General features: G+C 62.2%; 15 protein-coding genes. 1 reads left to right on the top strand and 14 read right to left on the bottom strand.

What is annotated here, in order from left to right:
- Positions 1 to 8: 8 nt before the first annotated feature.
- Complete coding sequence (locus ACX9MN_RS25330) at positions 9 to 461, top strand: hypothetical protein (protein ID WP_489725775.1); 453 nt, start codon at positions 9 to 11, stop codon at positions 459 to 461.
- Between the two features lie 210 nt (positions 462 to 671).
- Here the strand turns inward: ACX9MN_RS25330 and ACX9MN_RS25325 are convergent, their stop codons facing one another.
- The 14 genes from ACX9MN_RS25325 to tssE are packed head-to-tail and all read right to left on the bottom strand — an operon-like array spanning position 672 to position 19,752.
- Positions 672 to 1,247: a hypothetical protein gene (locus ACX9MN_RS25325; RefSeq protein WP_489725774.1), complete on the bottom strand. Its 576-nt coding sequence runs from the start codon at positions 1,245 to 1,247 to the stop codon at positions 672 to 674.
- Between the two features lie 13 nt (positions 1,248 to 1,260).
- Positions 1,261 to 2,085, bottom strand: a complete 825-nt coding sequence (locus tag ACX9MN_RS25320) for a hypothetical protein (protein ID WP_489725773.1) — start codon at positions 2,083 to 2,085, stop codon at positions 1,261 to 1,263.
- Positions 2,082 to 3,584, bottom strand: a complete 1,503-nt coding sequence (gene tssA / locus ACX9MN_RS25315; RefSeq protein ID WP_489725772.1) for a type VI secretion system protein TssA — start codon at positions 3,582 to 3,584, stop codon at positions 2,082 to 2,084. Before tssA ends, ACX9MN_RS25320 begins: the two co-directional genes overlap by 4 nt.
- Positions 3,581 to 7,219: a type VI secretion system membrane subunit TssM gene (gene tssM, locus ACX9MN_RS25310; RefSeq protein ID WP_489725771.1), complete on the bottom strand. Its 3,639-nt coding sequence runs from the start codon at positions 7,217 to 7,219 to the stop codon at positions 3,581 to 3,583. The genes tssA and tssM overlap by 4 nt, the downstream gene beginning before the upstream one ends.
- Before the next feature lie 25 nt (positions 7,220 to 7,244).
- Positions 7,245 to 8,042 carry a type VI secretion system-associated protein TagO gene (locus tag ACX9MN_RS25305; RefSeq protein ID WP_489725770.1) on the bottom strand — a complete coding sequence of 266 codons (798 nt, stop codon included), beginning with the start codon at positions 8,040 to 8,042 and terminating at the stop codon, positions 7,245 to 7,247.
- Complete coding sequence (locus tag ACX9MN_RS25300; RefSeq protein ID WP_489725769.1) at positions 8,039 to 9,562, bottom strand: sigma-54 interaction domain-containing protein; 1,524 nt, start codon at positions 9,560 to 9,562, stop codon at positions 8,039 to 8,041. Before ACX9MN_RS25300 ends, ACX9MN_RS25305 begins: the two co-directional genes overlap by 4 nt.
- A gap of 10 nt (positions 9,563 to 9,572) precedes the next feature.
- Complete coding sequence (gene tssH / locus ACX9MN_RS25295) at positions 9,573 to 12,200, bottom strand: type VI secretion system ATPase TssH (RefSeq protein ID WP_489725768.1); 2,628 nt, start codon at positions 12,198 to 12,200, stop codon at positions 9,573 to 9,575.
- 8 nt (positions 12,201 to 12,208) lie between these two features.
- The gene (gene icmH, locus ACX9MN_RS25290) at positions 12,209 to 13,039 is read right to left on the bottom strand and encodes a type IVB secretion system protein IcmH/DotU (RefSeq protein ID WP_489725767.1); all 831 of its coding nucleotides are present in this window, start codon (positions 13,037 to 13,039) and stop codon (positions 12,209 to 12,211) included.
- Entirely contained in the window at positions 13,036 to 14,394 is a 1,359-nt protein-coding gene (gene tssK, locus ACX9MN_RS25285; RefSeq protein ID WP_489725766.1) for a type VI secretion system baseplate subunit TssK, read from the bottom strand. The genes icmH and tssK overlap by 4 nt, the downstream gene beginning before the upstream one ends.
- A 36-nt stretch (positions 14,395 to 14,430) precedes the next feature.
- Complete coding sequence (tssJ, locus tag ACX9MN_RS25280; protein WP_489725765.1) at positions 14,431 to 14,976, bottom strand: type VI secretion system lipoprotein TssJ; 546 nt, start codon at positions 14,974 to 14,976, stop codon at positions 14,431 to 14,433.
- Between the two features lie 3 nt (positions 14,977 to 14,979).
- Positions 14,980 to 16,512, bottom strand: coding sequence for a type VI secretion system-associated FHA domain protein TagH (gene tagH, locus ACX9MN_RS25275; RefSeq protein ID WP_489725764.1), 1,533 nt, complete (start codon positions 16,510 to 16,512; stop codon positions 14,980 to 14,982).
- 2 nt (positions 16,513 to 16,514) lie between these two features.
- Positions 16,515 to 17,555: a type VI secretion system baseplate subunit TssG gene (gene tssG, locus ACX9MN_RS25270; RefSeq protein WP_489725763.1), complete on the bottom strand. Its 1,041-nt coding sequence runs from the start codon at positions 17,553 to 17,555 to the stop codon at positions 16,515 to 16,517.
- Positions 17,519 to 19,282 carry a type VI secretion system baseplate subunit TssF gene (gene tssF, locus ACX9MN_RS25265; RefSeq protein WP_489725762.1) on the bottom strand — a complete coding sequence of 588 codons (1,764 nt, stop codon included), beginning with the start codon at positions 19,280 to 19,282 and terminating at the stop codon, positions 17,519 to 17,521. Before tssF ends, tssG begins: the two co-directional genes overlap by 37 nt.
- An 11-nt stretch (positions 19,283 to 19,293) precedes the next feature.
- Entirely contained in the window at positions 19,294 to 19,752 is a 459-nt protein-coding gene (gene tssE, locus ACX9MN_RS25260; protein ID WP_489725761.1) for a type VI secretion system baseplate subunit TssE, read from the bottom strand.
- Positions 19,753 to 19,773 lie beyond the last annotated feature (21 nt).

Here is a 19,773-nt window from a genome sequence, read left to right as displayed (position 1 = left end):
AGTGATGCATGTCTCGAGGCGAAGAGCTTAGAAACAAATTTCGTGAAAAAGGACGCAAACAAGCGGAGGAAATGAATAGCCCGTTTGGAGTTTTTCGTAGCAAATTATTCTCTTTCTTAATGACGCCTTACGGAGCTATGTCTTGCGATGAGTTTGCAAGAAATATGTATGATAGATTTATAGCATCTGGCTTGCCTGATGCGAATAAATGGATGGTCGACAATGTGCCGTGTCTATTTCGCTCCGTGCTCAAGCCTCCGATTTGGATCAATGAACCAGATTGGGCTTATGAAGATGGAACTCCGCTCGTATTTATTTATCAGTTTTCGGATGAGGAAGAAACCGCGTTTTACGTTTTTAGGGGCAGCAAGGTTGAAGAAGGCGGATACAAAAATTTCTTCAAAATGACTGCACAATCAAAAGAAGGCATGATTCGATTGTTTGGAAAAATAGATGGATAATATTGAGAATTTGTGATGTAAAATTGGAGTATTCGACTTTGAGGGGCCACCAGAACGATTGCTGCATGGACAGCGGCAAGCTGAATATTGTGCGAACGCGGCGCATGCCACCCTGGCCTCGTCGCGGAGGTTGAGCGGACGGTATCCGTCGCGGACCAGCTCGGCTGCGGCGTTCTGCCAGAGATCGTCGCCGATAAGGCTGATGTGCCGCTAGTCGAGCGGGGCGACATGGGCGAGCAGCTTGTTGGGCACAGGTTCACCGAGGCTGCGCAAGTGCTCGACCGCGCCGAGACTGGAGACCGCCACACCCGCGAGGTTGCGCGCCGGGTCATACGAGAACCGCTCCGCCCGCTCGCCGAAGCGCGCCTCGGCCACCTGCCCGTTGCCGTCGTAGGCGAACGCCGCCTCGCCCCACAGCCGCTCGACGATCGCGGTCGGCGCGTCCGACTGGTCCCAGGCATAGCTGCGCTCGATCGGCCGCGCCGCGTCGGCCGCCAGACCCGCCCGCTGCACCGCCATCGCCCCGGACAGGCCCCGGATCGCCCGCCCGCCCCGCTGCGCCGACAGCCGACCGCCCGCGTCCCAGGCGCTGTCCAGCACGAACCCCGCCGCGCTCTCACGCCGGACCTCGCGCCCGAGCCCGTCCCGGGTGAAGGCGAGCGTTGCGTGCTCGGCCACCACCAGCGCGGCCAGGGCGCCCAGCGGATCGTAGGCGTGGCGGGTGACGTGCTCGCCGAGCCGGACTTCATGCGGCTGGTCGATCCCGGAAAAGATCCGCCGCGTCACCCTTTGTTAAGTGTTAGCGCTCGCACTGCACGGGGCGCGCCAGCCTATCGGCTAAGGTTGCACAGGTAATACCGTCAGTTGGCGCGGTATGAGAGGCGGAATCTGACTGATCGCGAGCATCCTGATACCACCAACGCTTGGTTGGGCTGGAATTATCTTCAGTGCTTGCGCCCTGCAAAGGTGAAGTTTCCCGTGTGCCGGAAGGCGGGATAGCCTTTGGCCGCCGGCGCGGGGTGAGCGGCCGTGGAGCGGCAGCAGCTTCCCGCTTCTCGCTCGGCTGTACGGGCGCTGTGCCAACATAGTCGGTGCCTGCAAAATAGGCGATACAGCCCTTCGCGAGATCGGTCCCGTTCAAAAGCTCGAAGCGTGCGGAACTCATCGCAGCCGCAGCCGCTGCATCGAAATCGGGGTCACCGCTTGAATCGATCGCCGCGACCCCACGTGCGATCCCCTTCGCCTCCACATCATATCGGATGAACGACCACGGCCGCTGTTCCTTCCGGCGGAACGCTTCGGCCACCGTCTCGGGAAGCGTAAGCTGCGGGCGCTCCGTCATACGCATGTTCTTCGCCTCACAAGTCTCGGTAGCGGAGGGCCAATCGTCCTGCCGACCTAGCTCGCTCGTGAGCCGGTGTGTGTCGAGCCACTGCGCTTTGGCCTGCGTCTTGGCCTCGCGTTCCACCTTGGGCGAAGGTCCGGCCAAGAGCGTGAATGGCCAGATCTTCCGCAGGTCGAAGCTTGGCTCTTCCGCCCCTTCCTCAGCCGAGGCCGTGCCGATTCCGCTAAGCCCGGCGACGCACAGGCACAGCACGGCGAATGTCTGGGACTTTCGTCTCATCCCTTGAGCCTCTCGATACGCTTGAGCAATTCCGGTTCCCATTCAGCGAGGCCGATCTTCGCGATAGAGGCGAGGAGACGGTCCGCCTGCCGCGCCGCATGGCTGCGCAATCCGAGGCTGCGCAAGTTCTCGATAATGAAGAGGTCCCAGATCGTCTGATTGCGCAGGCCCCGCGTACCGCCGCGCGTCTCATCGAGCAGGGCGAGGGCTTCGTCGATGTTACCGGCCTCGATACTGCTTTGCACTTGGCTCGCCGCGGCCTGGAATGCGCGATCCACGACGAGGAAGCCCTCGTTGCCCTCCTGCTGAGACATGGTCTCCCCGAGCGTCACGGAACGGCGGGTGGCTTCGAGCCATGCACGGACGGCCTCCGGGATCATCGGCGTGCCATCTGAGAACTGGAGCGCCTCGACACCTGGTACGGTGCGGAGGAAGCGCGACGCTTCCTCGCGGATAGCTTGAGCGACTTCCTCACGACCGAGATTTATGGCAATTTGGTACTGGAGATACTGCCCCTCAAACCAGAACGGCTGCTGGCCGCAGGTGCGCTCAAGCCGCATCACGAGGGCGGTGTCGGCGCCTCCGCGTTCGCTCGCCTGACGATAGTTGTCAGCAATATCCTCGCTTACAGGGTGCAGAACGCTGCGTTGCGCCGAGCGGCTCAAGGGCGGGGGGGAGGAGATGCCGTACCAGGTAGAGAACCGCCTCAATCGGTAGGCGAGGGGCTGAGCTGGATTGAGCTCGAGAAGAAACTCTGCCACCGTCGCCAGACTTTGTTTTAACGCCCGCTCATTTGAAGGGTCGAGGCGGAGCTGATCGGACCGCGGGGCGGCCGCATCCAAAAGATCCAGCTTCGACTCCGTTGCGGAAACGGCGGGCGCGAGGGCCGGCAGCGGATGCGCCTCCTCGTTGGCTCGGACGATCTCGGCTGCCCGGCTGCCGATAAGGCCAAGATCAAGCCCGAGATCGGGCGAGATTTCGGCGAGGTTTGCTGCGAGCGCATCGCACGCCTTCACCACGATGATGGCGTCGACCGGATCGAGATAGCCTCGGCCCGGCGCCGGCATCAGATCTGTAAGGCACTTCACGAGGAGTTCTGCGAGTTTCTCGCGCGGCCGGTTGCGGGGATGGGGGGCGCCCCCATAGCTGATGTGGAATTGTGCGGCGGCGACCATACAAACGGGCAAAGCCTCATTGCCGAGGAGATGCGGCGCAGCATGGACCAGAACTTGGAGCAGCCGCAGATCCTTCGAACTGGTGCGCAGCAAGGCCGCCGCGATCTCCGCGATTGCGGACCAGCGGATACTTGCTTGCACGAGGGTGCCGCGTTTCATCAGATCGGTTTCGATCTCGTCCCAGCTCTCATGCTCGTCTGCCGGCATGCCATAGGCGTCGGAGCCCGGAAGGGGAGCAAGGACGGCCTCTACCCAGCGGTGACGATCGATCCGCTCCTCGCCCGAGACGAACCTTGACTCGGAGACCGCCTGACGCGTGCTCATAAGGTCTCCGGCAATCGCAGATGCGTTAGCGGTTGCTCGCGGAAGGGGTTGACGGGAGCGAGCGCCCGGATCGCGTAGAGGGCGTTCACGCCGTTGACACTGAACACCATCTCCACCGGGTCAGCCGGGCCACGAACGTCCGTCACACGAGCGGCATCGATCAACCGGAAGCTTGACCAGACACCGCTATGGGTGATCGCGCCATTCGATCGACCGGCGACCGTTAGTGACGAGGCGTTGTTGCGCGTCGTCGAGGCATTGGGCCACAGGATCGTGTAGGTCTGAGCCGGCCCGTGCCGGTAGGGCACAAGCTGTCCCTCGATATTCAGAATCGCCGCCCCGGCGCTGTTCGACAGGCTAAGAGGCTCGATCTGATAGCGCAGGGAGGGTGCCCCCTTCGCATCAAAATAAATTGAGCGAATCTGGCGTAATTTTTCCAATTCTGCTAGAAATTCCGACCGGATTTCAATCGATTGTCTGTCAATAAGCTTAGATTTTCGCGTGTCCAAGTCGACAAAAGTTGCGAGATAATTCGTAAAAAACCGATCGAAAGTGCCTTGCGGTCCAAAGAATGCTTGAAATTCGTCGAGCGTTACCTCCTCCTGAGCGTTTTTGCGGAAGGGGTATTTGTTGGCCAGCGACACGCTGAAGCTGCGGTAGACGTCCCCCTGCCAGACCGCCTGAAGATCGAGCCGTGCCGCTTCCAACACGACCTTCCACGACTGAGCGGCGAGTTTGTCCATGATCCTGTTGAGGGGCGGTGGCTGGTTGACGCCGACCTTTTCGAGGTCACTGATCGGGTCGGTGGTTCCCTGGAGGGTTGCCCGTTCCCGCACCCGCTCCAAAGCGAGCGGTTTGGAGGAAGCTTCGCCCGAGCGGATTTCTCGCAGGTAGGTCTCGACTGCGCCAACTTTGGCAACGATTTCCTCCATATAGGGCTTGCCGTTGCCGGTGGCCGTGACGATCCGAGCAAGGGGATCGAACCGTCGGACGATGCGCAGCCCCTCCGCCTCGTTCGGGTCGAAAGGCGTGATCGTGTTATCGAGGGCTTTGACGGGCTGGTCCTTGCGCAGTTCCGTCGTCTTTGGCTCGTAGACGACGCTGTTGGCTTTGATCAGCATCAGCAGCCGGCCGATCCCGTTGGCCGGACCGGTGACGTTTTCCAGCATTGCGATGGCGTGGTCGAGGTTGCGCATCGCCGTGATGTCGAGGACATTCACCGCTTGGTCCCAGACGCCGATATAGGTCGAGACGTACCGTTTCAGCACGCCCTCCCGGAAGGCGACGAGATCTTCGGGCGAGTAGGCGATTGTGTCGCGCTCGCCGATGACCCAGGCATCTTCCACAACGATTGCCGAGATCTGCTCGTTTTGCGGCACGAAGAAATCGTGAAACCCTTTCTTGGTATAAAGAAACGGGATTTGTATATCCTTGCCCTGGAGCGGGGTGCGGATTCCTTGATCGAAGATCAGGTCGAAAGCCGGTCCGATCTCCTTGCGAAAGGAAACTGGGACGGGGTGCTGCATCTCGGCGATGCGCTCCAGGCGGCGCAGGATGCGTTGGGTGCGATCAACCTTGGCAAAATCCGCGCGGGCGGCATCAATCACGGGTTGATGCAGGGCCACCGTGACGTCCGACACTTCGAGGGCGTGGGCGAGGTGCCCGTTCAAGGAATCCTGTACCTGCCCCCGGCCTTGATAGGCGCCCTGCCACCGCTCGGAAAACCAGGTTTCGATGGCTCGTGTTCCGAGTTTTGACGGCGCGCCCTTGGCATCCGGGCGCGCGTCGAGGGCATCGCGTTTGCCCTTGTCGCCCATCAGCAAGTAGACCCGAAGCAGGTTCAGGCGCTCGTCCTCGTCGCGGGTGGCATCGTCTCGGCCGAGGGCGATAATTCGGTCCTTCACTTGCGCCGCAAGGGCCGGCAGGAACCGCTCCGCCAATAGAGTCGCGTAAACCTTCTCGATCTCCGGTCCGATCCGGTGTCCTTGGTAGAGCGCGAGGTAGTCCAGCAAGTGATATTTGGTGCACCAGTCTGGAAAGACCGTGGTGGCGTCGCGGATGGCATCCATCGCCGGCCGCAGCAGTGCCACCTCGCCGGAGGCATCGACGCCTTGCGGCAGGGTCACGAAGTCGCGCGTCCTAGCCACGACCGACGCCGCCCGGGCGGCGTTGTCGCGGTAGGCTTCGAACAGATAGAAGCCGAACGTTATCAGCGCCGCGGCCGCGGCCATGCCGGTCGCGTTGACGGCGATCATCTTGCGCCGCTCGACGATCTTGTTATCGCCGGCGAGCCCAGCCTCCGTGAAGATGGCATCGGCAAACAGCTGGGCGAGGAAGTACGGCTGCGACAAGCCCGAGTAAGCCGGCATCACCGGGGCCGGCAGAGCGTAGTCTCGCGAGATGCGGGCGAGCAGCGCGTTGAACGGCACGCCTTCCTGCTTTGTCGTGGTGAAGTAGAGACCCCGCACTAAAGGCGGAGTCGAAAAACGGTCGGCTTGAAGACAATCGACCAGGAAGTGTTGCAGCACCACCCCTGCCGCCGACAGCTGCCGGGTGAACATGTAGATGTTCTTGCGCGCCGTGAGATCGCGCTGCGCGTAGAGCCGGTCGATCAGGTCGTCGTTCATCCGCCCCATGAAGGCCGCGAAATCCGTGGCGAAGGTCTCCCGCCAAGCGTCGGCGTGCAGTTCGTCATAGACGTCGAACGAAAAGCCGAACGGCGCGAGCCGGTCGAGCTTGCTGAACTGCTGGAAATAATCGCGAAAGCCCAGCAGGTGATCGATCTTGTTGACCACAATGTGGATCGTGAAGCGAGTCCCTAGCGCTTCCGACATCTCGACGAGACGGCCATGGATCGAGGCGGAAAGGTTACCCCGCTCCTCCTCCGTGGTGCGCATGAGGTCACAGATGTCGAGCACCAGTATGACGCCGTTGATGGGGCGGCGCGGCCGGTGCTCCGTCAACAAGGCCGAGAAGGCGTTCCAGAGGCGAGACTCGCGGGGCTTGCTCGTCTCGGCCCCCGCCTTCTGAGAGGCAGGCCGCAGCCATGCTCCAGGCACGTCGAACAGGACGCTGTCGTTCGTGACCCAGTATTGCGGCTCTACCGTGAGCTTGATGCTCTTGAAGCTTTCGAGCCCGAGCAAATGGGCCAGCGGGAACTTCATGCCCGATGCGGCGAGCAGGGACGTCTTGCCGACGGCGGGGGGCCCCATCACCACGTACCAGGGCAATGTATAAAGCGTTTGCCGGCCGCGTTCTTCGCCGGTCCACTTGGTGCGGATGGTCTTCACGGCGTTGCGGAAGCTCTGCCGCATCGCTTCGATTTCAAGCTCCATGGGATCTTGCACCACCGGTTTCCCGGGGCTCGGCGGCTTCAGTCCCCGGGTCCGCCAGCGCACGAACACGACGCCGATCAGCCAGCAGATGAAGACGATGAGCAACGCGATGACCCGGTGTGAGGTTGTCGCGAACGGCTTGTAGCTGTTGATGTCGAGACTCTGGCCGCTGAACCAGATGGCGGCCATGACGGCGAGGGCGATCAGGGCGGAGGCGCCGAAAGCCGACGCGACCCACTTCCATAGGAACGCGGCAGTGTTGGCCACTATCTGGGCAGGTGAATATCCGGAAGAAATCATGGCGGGGCTCTGGTTGAAGTCGAAACTACCAGTGGCAGGCGCGGCGAAGTGGACGCAGCGCTTCGGTAAGCTGTCCTGCCTCGAACAGGTAGGTCTGCGGACCGTCGGGGTAGTCGATCTGGATCGCGAGGCGTCGAGAATTGATCAGGGACTTGATGAGATCGATACTCTCGAGGCCTCTGCCGGCGAGGATGACGTCGCCGTTCTCGTAATCCCGCCAGTGGAGATTGAGGGTCACACCCCGATCGGTCGTCAGTGCGAACTTGGTGCGGGCGTGGCCGACCGGCTTGGGAAGAAGGATATAGAAGGCGGTGATGTCGTCCTCGCAGGCGAGCATGATCACCGAACGCTGGTCGAGCGTGCCCCGTCCGAGCGGAGATACCCCGTCTATCTCACGGAGCGTCAGGAAGACATCCGCTGTCTCGGCCGTCCAGGCACGCCGGTCGGCGGGGAGGTCTGCCGACTGGCCCACCCTGCCGCTCAGGATGCTCTCAAAGGTCGTCGGCTCTATGGAGGCGGCGCTGCGCCAGGGCCGGATACGAACCAGGGCGCCAGCCACACCATCGGGTCGGCCAAGCTCCTGGTCGAGGCCAAGTTTTCGAAGCGGGCTCGGCTTGCGGATGACCTTGGCCTTCTCGGGCGGCGGCGTTTCCGCGGCGCCATCTTCGATAGGAGTCTCGAATAACGCATCGAAGCAGAGGAGGCGTCCCACCCTGTCGCGGGTAGCCCGACAGGCGTCGATGTCCGGCAGCGCGGGAGTCCCGGCCCAGGCGGGCGCGATGGCGAAGACCAGCAGGGCGATCATGCGTCCAGCGGTTTTCATGCGTTCTCTCCCGCTTCGAACCCATCAAGGCCGAGCTTTCGCATCTTGTTGGATAGGGTGCGCAGCGGGATGCCGAGATCCTCGGCGGCGAGACGGCGCGATCCCCGGCGCTGTTCGAGCGCGCGCGTGATCAATGAGGCTTCAAATCGGTCGCACGCTTTCGGCAGCGCAAAGCCGGAAACCTCGAGCTCCGGCGACTTCGCCGCCGCCACCAGAGCGAGATCCTCGGCTTCGACCATCGCGCGCTCGCCGGACAGGAGCACCGCGCGCTCCACGATGGCCTGAAGCTCCCGCACGTTGCCTGGATAAGCGTAGCCAGCGAGCAGGGCCTCGGCGGTCGGCGCGAAGACTTTCGCGCCCCCGAACCGGGCGCAGCTGGTTGCCAGGAAATGATGGGCAAGCAGCATGATGTCGCCGTTCCGCTCTCGCAGCGGCGGGCTGACGATGCGGATTTGCGCGATCCGGAAGAACAGATCACTGCGAAACCGCCCCTCGGCGGCCATGTGAGGCAGGTCTGCATGGGTCGCGGCCACGAGGCGGATGTCGGCGCTCTCCTCCTGGTCGGCCCCAACCGGCCGATACCGCCGCTCCTGAAGCACACGCAGGAGCTTGGCCTGGAGTGCCGGCGCCATATCGCCGATCTCGTCGAGGAACAGCGTGCCTCCCCGCGCAGCAGCGATCAGTCCAGTGCGAGCCGCCTGGGCTCCCGTGAACGCACCTTTGACGTGGCCGAACAACTCGTCCTCGACAAGATTCTCCGGCAGCGAGGCCATGTTCAAGGCGACGAAAGGATGGTCCTTGCGGTTTGAGAGTTCGTGCAATTCCCGCGCGATGAGTTCCTTTCCAGTGCCGGTCTCCCCGAGTATCAGCACCGAAATATCTCGGCCCGCGACGCGCGCGATCTGCTCGCGCAACCGTTGCATCGATGGAGAGACGCCGATCAGCCGCGTCTCCATATTGCCCCTCGCATGCCCTGCGGTGTCCCGGTCGGGCTCCGCCTTGAGGCGGCGCGACGCGGCATCCAGGCAGTCGAGGCGAAGGGTGCGCTCCATCCCCGCTCCGGCAAAGGCCATGAAGCGGTCGAGCAGCACCAAGCTCGCCGGTGGCACGACCCGCTCCTCCTGCAGCAGAAGCAAGGCGGTGACGGACCAGGCTCCGGTTCCGATCCGCCCCGGGATGGCGAGCACCTGCCCCGCCGCGACGCTGAACAGCGTCTTCCGCAACGCGTCAGCGCCTTCCCCTGGACCCAGTATCGCCGCCTGAGTGACCCGCAGAGGCCCGGAGATCGCGCATGCCTCGCTAGGCAGCGGTCCGAGCGGAAACGCCGGTCCTTCGAGCAGGGCCGGCACGCTCGCCTGGCACACAAAGGCATTGCCGATCTGGTTCAGGCCGTAGAGGTACCCGTTCTCCACGTCGGCGAGGGTAGCGAGGCCGCGCAGAACGGCTTTACGCATCGCATCGAGATTGTCCGCGGCGGCGACCTCGCGGCAGAGGTCGAGGAGGCGGCCCGTCAGTTCCATCGGCCGGTCCTCATGGCGCAACGACCGTCTCGAAGGCGAAACGGAATCCTTCGCCCTCACCGATGTCGACCGTGGCGGAGACGAGAACGACGTGATCCAGTCCGGCCTGGAGGATGGCTCGGGAGATATCCGGCAGCAGCCGGCGTTGGATAACCTGGTCGACGAGGCGTGCACCGCTCGTCGCCACCAGACATTGCCGACGCATGTGGGCCTCGGCTTCCGCACCGACATTCAGCAAGACCCCCTGGCGCGCCCGCAGGATCTCGCCGAGCTCGGCAAGCTTGGCCGAAATGATCTCGCCCATCACCACCTCGGACAGCGGCAGATAGACGAGGGGCTGCATGCGCGCGAGAAGCGCCGGCTTGAAATGCTCGGCCAATCGTGGGCGGATCCGTTCAAGGATTTCAGGGACGCGCACGCCTTGTCCCGTCTGCGCAGCGAGCTGGCTGATTTCTTCCGCCGCGAGGTTCGATGTAAGGAAGAAGACGACGTTACGGCAATCGATCGCTCGACCTTCGCCGTCGTTCAGTTCACCTTTATCGAAAGCTTGATAGAATAGATTGAGGACGTTGATATCTGCCTTTTCGACCTCATCGAGAAGCACGACGGAATACGGCGTCTTGCGGATCGCCTCGGTCAGCACGCCGCCCTCACCGTACCCGACATAACCGGGCGGGGAGCCGATCAAGCGCGAGAGCGTGTGACGCTCCTGGTACTCGGTCATGTTGATCGTGGTCAGGGATCGCTCGGAACCGAACAGCAGCCGGGCCACCTGCACAGCTGTCTCGGTCTTGCCCACGCCGGAGGGACCGACCAGCAGGAACACCCCAATCGGGCGCCCAGCCTTGTGGAGGTCGAGCCGTGCGGTCTGCAGCTGTTCCACGATCAGGTCGATCGCGTGATCCTGCCCGCGGATCGCGTCCTTGATGCGCCGTCCGAGAGTCGTCAGTCGGAAGGCCTCGTCCTGGGTCATGGCCGCGACGGGGATGCCGGTCCAATCGGAGGCGACCGAAGCGACTTCATCGACTCCCACTTCCAGCGCAACCAGGGGCTCGGTCTCGCGCACGCGCGCAAATTCTGCCCGCAGCCGCTCCATCGCGGTTCGTGTCTCCGCCGTCGCCTGCGCGGAACGAAGCGCGACGAGTTTTCCGGCCAGCCGCCTCTGGATGTCATGCTCTCCTGAGAGGCGGTCGATCCGTGCCGCAATCGCGATGCGGCGTTCCTCGATCTGGCTCAGCCGCTCACCGAACGTGCCGGATGGATGGCCGACGTCGATGTCACGGTTCAGCGCCTCAGCCTCGTGAGCGAGCATCAGCTCCTCGCGGCGCAGCACGTCGATGCGATGGGGCACGCCGGAGGAACTCGCCTTGACTCGCGCGCAGGCGGTATCAAGCAGATCGATCGCTTTGTCCGGGAGCTGGCGCCCGCTGATATAGCGCGCTGAGAGCGCTGCCGCCGCGGCCACGCCGGCACTGGATATGAAGACGCCATGCGCCTTCTCGTAGGCGGGAACGAGGCCGCCGAGGATGATGCGTGCCTGCTCGATTCCGGGCTCGGCGAGCTGCACGAGCTGGAACCGGCGGACGAGGGCTGGATCCTTCTCGAAGTACTTCTTGTATTCGGACCACGTGGTCGCCGCGATGGCGCGGATCTCGCCCCGCGCCAAAGCGGGCTTCAGAAGGTTGGCTCCGTCCGAGCCGCCCTGCGGGCCACCCGCGCCGATGAGCGTGTGAGCCTCATCGATGAACAAGATCATCGGCCGGTCAGCGGCCTTCACTTCATCGAGCACTGCCTTCAACCGTCGCTCGAACTCCCCCTTGACCGAGGCGCCCGCTTGGAGCGCACTCAGATCGAGTCCGTAGAGGGACGCTCCAACGAGGAAGTCAGGCACGTCGCCCTGAACGATCCGCAGAGCCAATCCCTCCACGACAGCCGTCTTACCGACACCCGCCTCTCCGACGCAGAGCGGATTGTTCTTGCGCCTCCGGGCCAGGATCTCGATGATCTGGCGGATCTCATCGTCTCGGCAGAAGACCGGGTCGATCCGCCCTTGACGGGCCGCCTCGGTGAAGTCGTGGCCGTAGCGTCCGAGTGCGGTGCCACCATCTTGCGCGTGCCCAGGCATTTGGGGTGCGGCGGGCGCCGTGGTGATCGTCGGCGTTTCCACCGAACCCTTCACGATCTCGTCGAACTGCCCGCGGATATGGGAGAGGGGTAGTTGCTCCAGACGCAGGCCGTAATCGAAACGGGCGTAGCGCCCGAGATCGGACAGGAGAGCCAGGAGGATTGCGCCGGAGCGGATCTGCCCTTCCCCGAGGAGCAGGGTGGCCACCATCCAGGCGTCCTGCAACAGCTCGCAGACGAGCGTCGAGTAACGTGGGGATGCGCCGTCTCCCGTGCGAAACCGTGCGAACGCACCCTCGACCGCGTTCTTGATCCGGTCGGGATCGGCGTCGCAATGTTGGACGATCAGCCGGCAATCCGCTCCGGGCTGCGTCAGTAGCGGCACGAGGAGGTGTTCGACCGCGACGTCCCGGTGGCCGTGAGACACGCACGCGACGGCTGCCGCCTGCAACGCCTCGTGGCAGACGGGGTTGAGGCGCTCGATGAGCCCCGGCATCAACTCGATGTCGCGCATGAGGTCTCTCATCGGCCGATGATCTGGTTGAGCTGTTCGAGCGAGCGCGTGGCTTCAGAGCGCGTCAGCAGGAAGAACGTCAGGTACAAGAGCACTGCCGTCGCGAAGGCCGCGATCACCACCAGGCTGATGGGTGTCTGCCACGCGACTCGGTGTGCTTTCTGAACGATGCCCTCGGACTTGAAGAGCGATAGCGGCTCGGTGGGGCCGCGCTCCGTGCGGATGACGTCGTGCAGTTCCTTGATGACCGCCTCAAGCTGAACGCGGCCATTGTGCATAGCTCGGTAACGGCCCTCGTAACCGAGATTGAGGCAGAGATAGAGGAACTCCAAGAGGTCGATGTACCGGTTCGGCTCGGTCATCAGCCGCGCGAGGATGACGAAGAACTTCTCGCCACCCCAAGTCTCATTGTGAAACGTCGCGAGCAGGCTGCGCTCCGACCAGTTGGTCTCGAGCCCCCAGGGACTGTTCATCACGGCCTCGTCGAAAGCCGAGCAGAGGCAATAGCGGAGGGCGAGCACGCTCACGCGGTCATAGCCGAGCCGGTGCAACTCAAGCTCAATCGACTCGATCTCGATGGTGGAGCGGCGATGCAGCGTGTCGATGTCGTCCAGATGGCCGAGCGTGGTAATGCGCAGCATCAGGGCGATCAGGCCGGCACTGGCGTCGGTCACACGGTTGAGGCTGCTGCCCCGGATCTCGAACGAGAACGGCCGCTGCGGCTCAACCTGTGCCACTGCGGTGAGATCATGAGACTGCGCCGCGAGGGCGTTCGGATCAGTCTCGAAGAGCTCCCGCGCGTCGAATTCTGACGCGCGAGCGAGGGCGCGATCGGTCATGACAGCCTCCCGTCCGTTCGACCACGGATCGCCCAGAACTGCATCTCCAGATCGGGGAAGTCGCCGGCGATATGAAACGCGAAGCCGCTGGATTTGAGCAGGTCTTTCCAGCCGACTGAATTATTATCGAGTATAAAATAAGTATATCCTGCGTGATAAGGAAGCTGTCTCGGCGCGGTCGGCATCGGTTGCAGGACGACACCTGGAAGATGTGACTGAACCAGTTCCCGGATCTTCTCGATCGACGAGACCTTGACCTGCGAGGGAAACGTCTTGGCGAGCCGGTCGAGGGGAATGGCGGCGCGCACAGCCAGCACGAAAGCACAGGTGCGGATCATGTCCGGATCCGTCAGAGGCGCAGTCAAGACCCCGAATTTGTGCCGGTGCAGGTCGATGACGATCGCATTGGGCTCCAACATCGTGGTGAGCGAGCGCCGTAACGACCGGATCAAGGGGTCGAAGCAATGTTCCGGCATCTCGTGGTTGTACGGCGGCCAAGCTTCAGGCAGTCGCTGCTCATGGGTGAAGGTGGCCAACTCGCCGGCAGAAGAGGCGAAGATTTCATAAAGTCGTTCAGGATGAACGCGCTTGATGGTTGATAGATGCCGAAATACCGGTTGCCAACGGTTGATCGTCTGAAGAAGCAAGAACTCGGCGATCTCCGCAACGCCATTCTGGCTCAACGAGCCGAGCCGGCCCGCAATCTGCAAAGCGCGCTGGTGCAGCAGGCCGGTAAAATCGTCGAGGACACGGGCCAGCTGCGGGATCGCCTCGAGGCCGTAGCTCGTCGGCATGAAGGACGGGTCGAGGCGGATCGACCCATCCGATTGCTTCTCCTGCACCCGGCACACCGGGAGATAGGCGAAGGACGAGCGGTCCTCCCGCCCAAGCATCAGTCGCATGTTGAGCTGCGTGACTTCGATCGAATAGGGCTCAGCGTCGTCGCTCGATACGTCGGTGGCATCCTGGCCGGCTATCCGGTACCGGGCAGCCCTCATGGTGGTCTCACCCGTCGGGATCTCGGGCAAACCGCTCACCACAAGGGGCGCGGCCAAGTAGACGATCTCGTTGACGACCGTCACCGCGGAAAGATCGAGGGCGCCAGGCGCCGGCGTCTCGCCCGGGATCTCGAACACCGTCCGATCCGGAAGGATTCCGCTTGCCCGCACGATGTCGATCTTGCCGTGTAGCAGAGTCTCCGTATTCAGTTCGATTTGCTCGAAGCCCATTTGGTAGGCGCTGAGTGCGTCGCCGCGCCGCCGGGCCACGTAATCGTGGTAGCGCTGCTGTTGCTGCAGATGCTGCGGCTTGATGAACAGGCCGTCCGACCACATCACGGCATTACGAAGAGACATCATTTCCTCGATAGAAGCTGGCGCATATCCTGCCGCTCAGCGATGCGTTTGGATTGCGACGTTTCGGCCCCGGATCGCGACGACGATCTTGTAGTTCTCACCTTTCGGCTTAATCGCATCCAGGCTACGCCAGTTGATGTGGTCGATATCCTTGTATCCGACCGCGACGCCGATATTCGACGTCTCATTTTCAATTTCCCAATCTTCTATCACTTTGGAGCTTCCCGGATCGACTTGCTTTTCCTTATGGGCGACATATGAATTCCCGAGTGAATCCTTGGGTGACGCAGAGAGGGTGGCGAAATCCAGAGTCCTGAGACGCGTGTCATCGGAGAGCTGGAATAACCAGACATCGACCGGCGCCGCCTGCCCGAACGCGTTCTTGTTGGCATCCTCCTCGACATAGATGGCGATCGTCGCCTTCGAAGGCTGATCTTTCGGCGGCCCGATGGGCATGTCGGGGTTCATCATGATCTGACCCATCTTGGACGCGCCCTGAATCGTCTGCAGCGGCGTGCAGGCGGCGAGGCAGCCGACGACGACGGCAAGCAGGAGAGCGCGACGCGGCATCACCCGTCTCATGGTTCATTCTCCTGCCGACAGCGTACGCATCTCGCGATCGTGGACCTGCCGGAAGACTTCCCAGAACAGTCGCGCGAGGCCGCCCTGCCGGTCGGACGCGATTTCCCGATAGTAATGTTGGTACATCCCCCAATGCCACGCATCGAGATCGCCGGTTCGCGGAACGTGACCTTTGTATTTGAGAAATCGTCGGGCCAGAGTCACCGGAGACAGGGCTGCAAAAATAGCTTTCAATGCCGCCTCGGTCGCGATCGCGGCGGCAGCTTGATGGTGTTCGATGCTGGCGATGCTCTCGCCGATCGCCGTCTTCGCTGAGAGGTGTACCGGGCTGTGAACCAGAAATAGGTCACGCACGGCCTCGTCCGCATCCCCGGCCAAGCGGAGCGGGTTGTCCTCGATGGCGTGGAGATGGGTGTCACTGGCCAGCACACCCGCCGCGCTCCGGTCCTGGCTCAACCTCCGCAGCCCGTCGATCGCCGCCCGCAAGGCCTCGCCTATATCAGCGGCCAAGCGATCGGCTTCGGGACCTGTGAGGGATGTGACCGGAAGGCCGAGGGCCGAGCAGAGGGGGCGCAGGACCACATGATCGACCAGATCGTCCCGTGCGACCTCACGCTCCTCCGCGAGCGGGACCTCGCCGAGCCAAGCGTCGCGGGCAGCTACCTCGTCTGGACCGCGCGCAGCGTGGGCCTTGCGATCCCGCATGTTATTCTCGAGCTCGCCGAGATAGCTGTCTAATTCATCGCGGATCCCGGCCAGTGGGAAATCCAGCCGACCGTGCTCGGCAGCTTTCATGGAAGTATCCTTCACCCGTTGCGGTGCGAAATAGGCCGAGGTCGGCAGCAGATCGTCAGGGCTTTCTGGCCGTTGCCCCTCGATAGGGCGGCCGAGGACGTACATCTCGAGTCCGGCCGCGTTGGTGCGCCCTTCCAGAGGACTTTCCCGGTTCAGAGCTGCAACCGGGTCGGAGGTGACAGGATCGCCCTGACGGACCGTCCGATCCGAGAGGAAAGAGAGAGGATCCTTGTCTTCCTCGTTCTGCTTCAATCGCGCGCTGAACGGATCGAGCCCATGCTGCGCCACGAGGGTCTCATCCAGGAGGTTGCGGTGCTCCTCCTCCTCCCGGCGGGGATCCACGATCGACTCGACGGAAATGAACTTCCGTGCCCAATCCTCGGACTTGGCAGTCCTGCTCGCCTCGTCGACCCGCTGAATGAGGAAGGCGGTCATGTCGAACCGGCCGATCGAGAGCCTGTCCGCATCGGAGATCCGGAAGGGCTCGCCTGGGCCGAGTGCTCGGACCGAATGGTTCACCCGGACACCGCGCGTGCTCAGCGCCTCGACGCAGAATTGACCATCCGCCTGGAAGACCCGGGCGTGATGTCCGTCGACGGTCTGCAGCCGGTCAATCAGCGTCCAGGTACAATCCGCCGCGGATCCGATCAGCCCCCCTTCCGCAGGGAAAACCATGGATGACCGGGAGCCGCCTTCGAGCAGCGCCGTATTATCCACGACAAGAGTGAGGAAGGTCGTCATCCTCATGCCCTCGCCGTGATCACGACGACCCGTTCCTCGTCACGCCGTCCGTCGCCCAGAAAGCTCGACCAGCCGAGCCGGCCGGGATCGTCGCGCGTCAATGTGATTGGCTGGGTGGCACGGAGACGCAGGCACAGCTTGAAATCGTAAGCGAACTGATCGCGGAGCATGAATTCCACGAGGTTGCGGAGCCGCCGATGCTCCTGTCCGCGAGGCAGGAAATCCCGAAAGCGCCGGTCGTCGAGATCGTGAATGACCACCCGGATCTTGCCCTGATAGTCGGGGGCGCGATCGCCGGAGATGGTTCCCTCGCCCAGGCGGGAATTGGCGCCGCCGAGGCCCCATTTCTGGTGCTCGGGGATCGGCACCCGGCGTCGCACCCATTCCTCGATCGAGACTCTTTCGAGCCGGAACGTGTGCCGAATGATGGTGGAAAGCACGGCGGGCGAGCGGTTCCGACTCGCCAAGACCCCAGCAAAGCACAACAGCCGTGGCCAATAAATTCCAGAGTCGGATCTCAATCGCGCATCGTAGAGGCCGAAAAGAGAGTAGATTCCCCGAGAGAAATAATCTTCCCCGCCGGGACGGTAGCGCATGTAATAACGATATTTGCGCCAGCCGCGATGCAGAAGGCCGACTAGACGATTGTGAAAGAAGTTGAAGAAATCTGTCAGCACCGACCCCTTCGGATCGTAGCCGGCGATCTGCTCGACATAATAGGAGGGCAGCGGCGATCCCGAACCGTGCAGCCCGAGGAAGGTGACAGTGATTACAAAGCACGGCGGCGAATCCGCCCGCGCACCGTTGCAGGCCGGGTTGAGTAGCCGCACGCCGGCCACGTCCGAGAGTGGAAAACCCAAGCCGTTATCGACTTCAAAGATAATCCTTTCCTTGGCTGGCAGGAGATGCGTGCCGACCTCGCGTCCGTCGTCGAGGGCGTCCTGGATCATCTGCACAAGGCGATAGAAGGCGTAGGTTGGAGCCTGCGCCTCGGCCTCGGCGCGGATCAGATCAACGGCTGACGGCCGATTGTCGCTGGCCATCTATAAATCTCGCCGTTGTTCTCGCCGCGCAATTCCAATTCGTGAAACGAATTGGTGGTCGTGCTGATGGCGATGAATTCCTTGAGGATGCTACCGAAGAGATACATCTCCCCCTCTGACTGGAAGCATGTCTCATCGAGGGTGAGGATTGAGCGGATTCCGCGAATCGGGCGCCCTTTGAACAACATGTCCACTGGCCGGGTGCTCAGATTACGGATGCCGCCGAGACGCAGACGCGCTGCCCGCTCTGCCTGCCGATCGGTCAGCGATCGGTAGTCGTAGATCTGCAGGATCACACCGAGAGCGTTCTTGTCCAAGAGCGACATATAATTGAGTGACAGATTGGAGATAAGGTTCCAGTTCAATGCGCCATCAATCGGCGGATAAACTGGTGCTGTCGGCCGGGTTATGTTTGAGAATTCGATAAAGGATGGACTCGAATCGGTCGCGAGGTCGATGTCGCCGATGGCCAGTTCGACCGCCCTCGTTCGGTTGAAGCAGGTCAGCCGGATGCTCATCGCCTCTTCGGCAGGCACCGCCTGCTCGCCGTCATGCAGCACGAAGGTGATTGCGTGCTCGAACCCGGTCTCGTTTGCCGCCGGCGTTAGGCGTTGACGATAATAGACCCGCTCTCGCCGCGAGGCCATTTCGACTTCGTGATGGAACGATTCGAAGGCAGGGTAGACGCGCTCGATCTGGAAACGTCTATCCTTCTCGGAACCGCGAAAGCCGACGACATTGTCGATGGAAAAGATTTCACAGGCTACGTGGTCATTTCCGGACGGCCTGACCCGGTATTGCACTTTGCGATGATCGACAGCGATTGGCTCCGCATCGGTCTCGAACAGGTTGACGGCGGGCGAACAGAACAAACGTACGTTGTCGGCGCGTAATTTCACATGAGTGGGCAGTGGTCGCTCGAACTCCAGGTCCAGCCCGAATTCCTCAGCCTCGCTGCCCGCCGCCGCCGCCGCGAGCCCGTCGAGATCGACACAGTGGAATTTGTCGGGAAAGACGAAGAATTCCTGGAGCAGCCGATAGGCATCGAATGCCGTCGATGCGCTAGGTAGCAACGTCTCGTCGAAGGCGAAGCCACCGGCCCTTACGCCGGTATTCGGCAGCCTCACCCGCCGCCCGTCCGGCGTCGTGAAGTGCAACGCCAGGAGATAGCGTAGGCACCAGAGATACAGGGTCTGCGCGACGATCGCGTCACCCGTGAACCAAAGGCGCAAATCTGAGAAGTTAACGCTGCCTACCGTGCGTTCGCTCAGCATCGCAAAGCTCAAGGTAAGCTGAGATCGATCTTGCGTGCGGGTATGCGCCGCGTCGGTCAGTTCGACCGGGTAGACAAGACAGTCCGCCGTCGTGCGAAAGTCGCACGATCCACCCTCAATCGGCCGGGCGCGCATTGCCATCCCCCGCGGAATGACATGGGCTTCGGTGACTGCGCCACGGATCGGCCGGAATTGCATGAGGCAGGTTGGAGGGAAGGGCCGTAGGAAATTGGGCCACAGCAACTGCACGAGCGAATGGGTGAGTTCGGGCAGATCGTCTTCGATCTTTTCCCTGACGCGTGAGGTCAGGAACGCAAATCCCTCCAGCAGCCGCTCCACGTCTGGATCCGTACTGCTCTCAGAAAGATACTTCGAAAGCTTCGGGTTCAGACGCGAGAATTCCTTTCCGGACTCTCGCAAATAACTGAGCTCATCATGGAATAGACCTGCCATTGCTCTTGCACTCAACTCAAAATAAAGCGACGATCGTTGTTCAGGCACAGATCGAATTCAGCCGAGGATCCGGCTTCAGCTTTGCCGATGCGCGCTGTGATGCGGAAGCGCAGGCTTAAGGGCTCGTCGGTTGCGGCGATGTAGCCGACCCGTACATCAGCGATCCGCGGCTCGCCCATCACGATGCAACCGCGGATCGACTCGGCGATCTGCCGGATCATGTCGTTGGAGCGGACCGCCCCGTCGTTCATATCGATGATGCCCAACCCGGGGTTGGCGGCTGCGCCGCCCGCGCGAAGGTTGAGCACGCGGCCGAGATTGCTTTTGATCGAAGCGATCTGCGCCCCATCGACATCCATCCCGAAGAGGTGCCCGATATCCTCTTCGTCCGCCACGAGGCGATCGAAGAGGCTTCCGTTCAAGATGCGCAGGCGCGACGCCGATGCCATCACAGATTTGCGCGAGGTCATAGTCAACCGGTGCCCCGATGC

Source organism: Methylobacterium sp. 1A (assembly GCF_058072805.1).
This window is presented reverse-complemented; position numbering and strand designations above follow the sequence as displayed.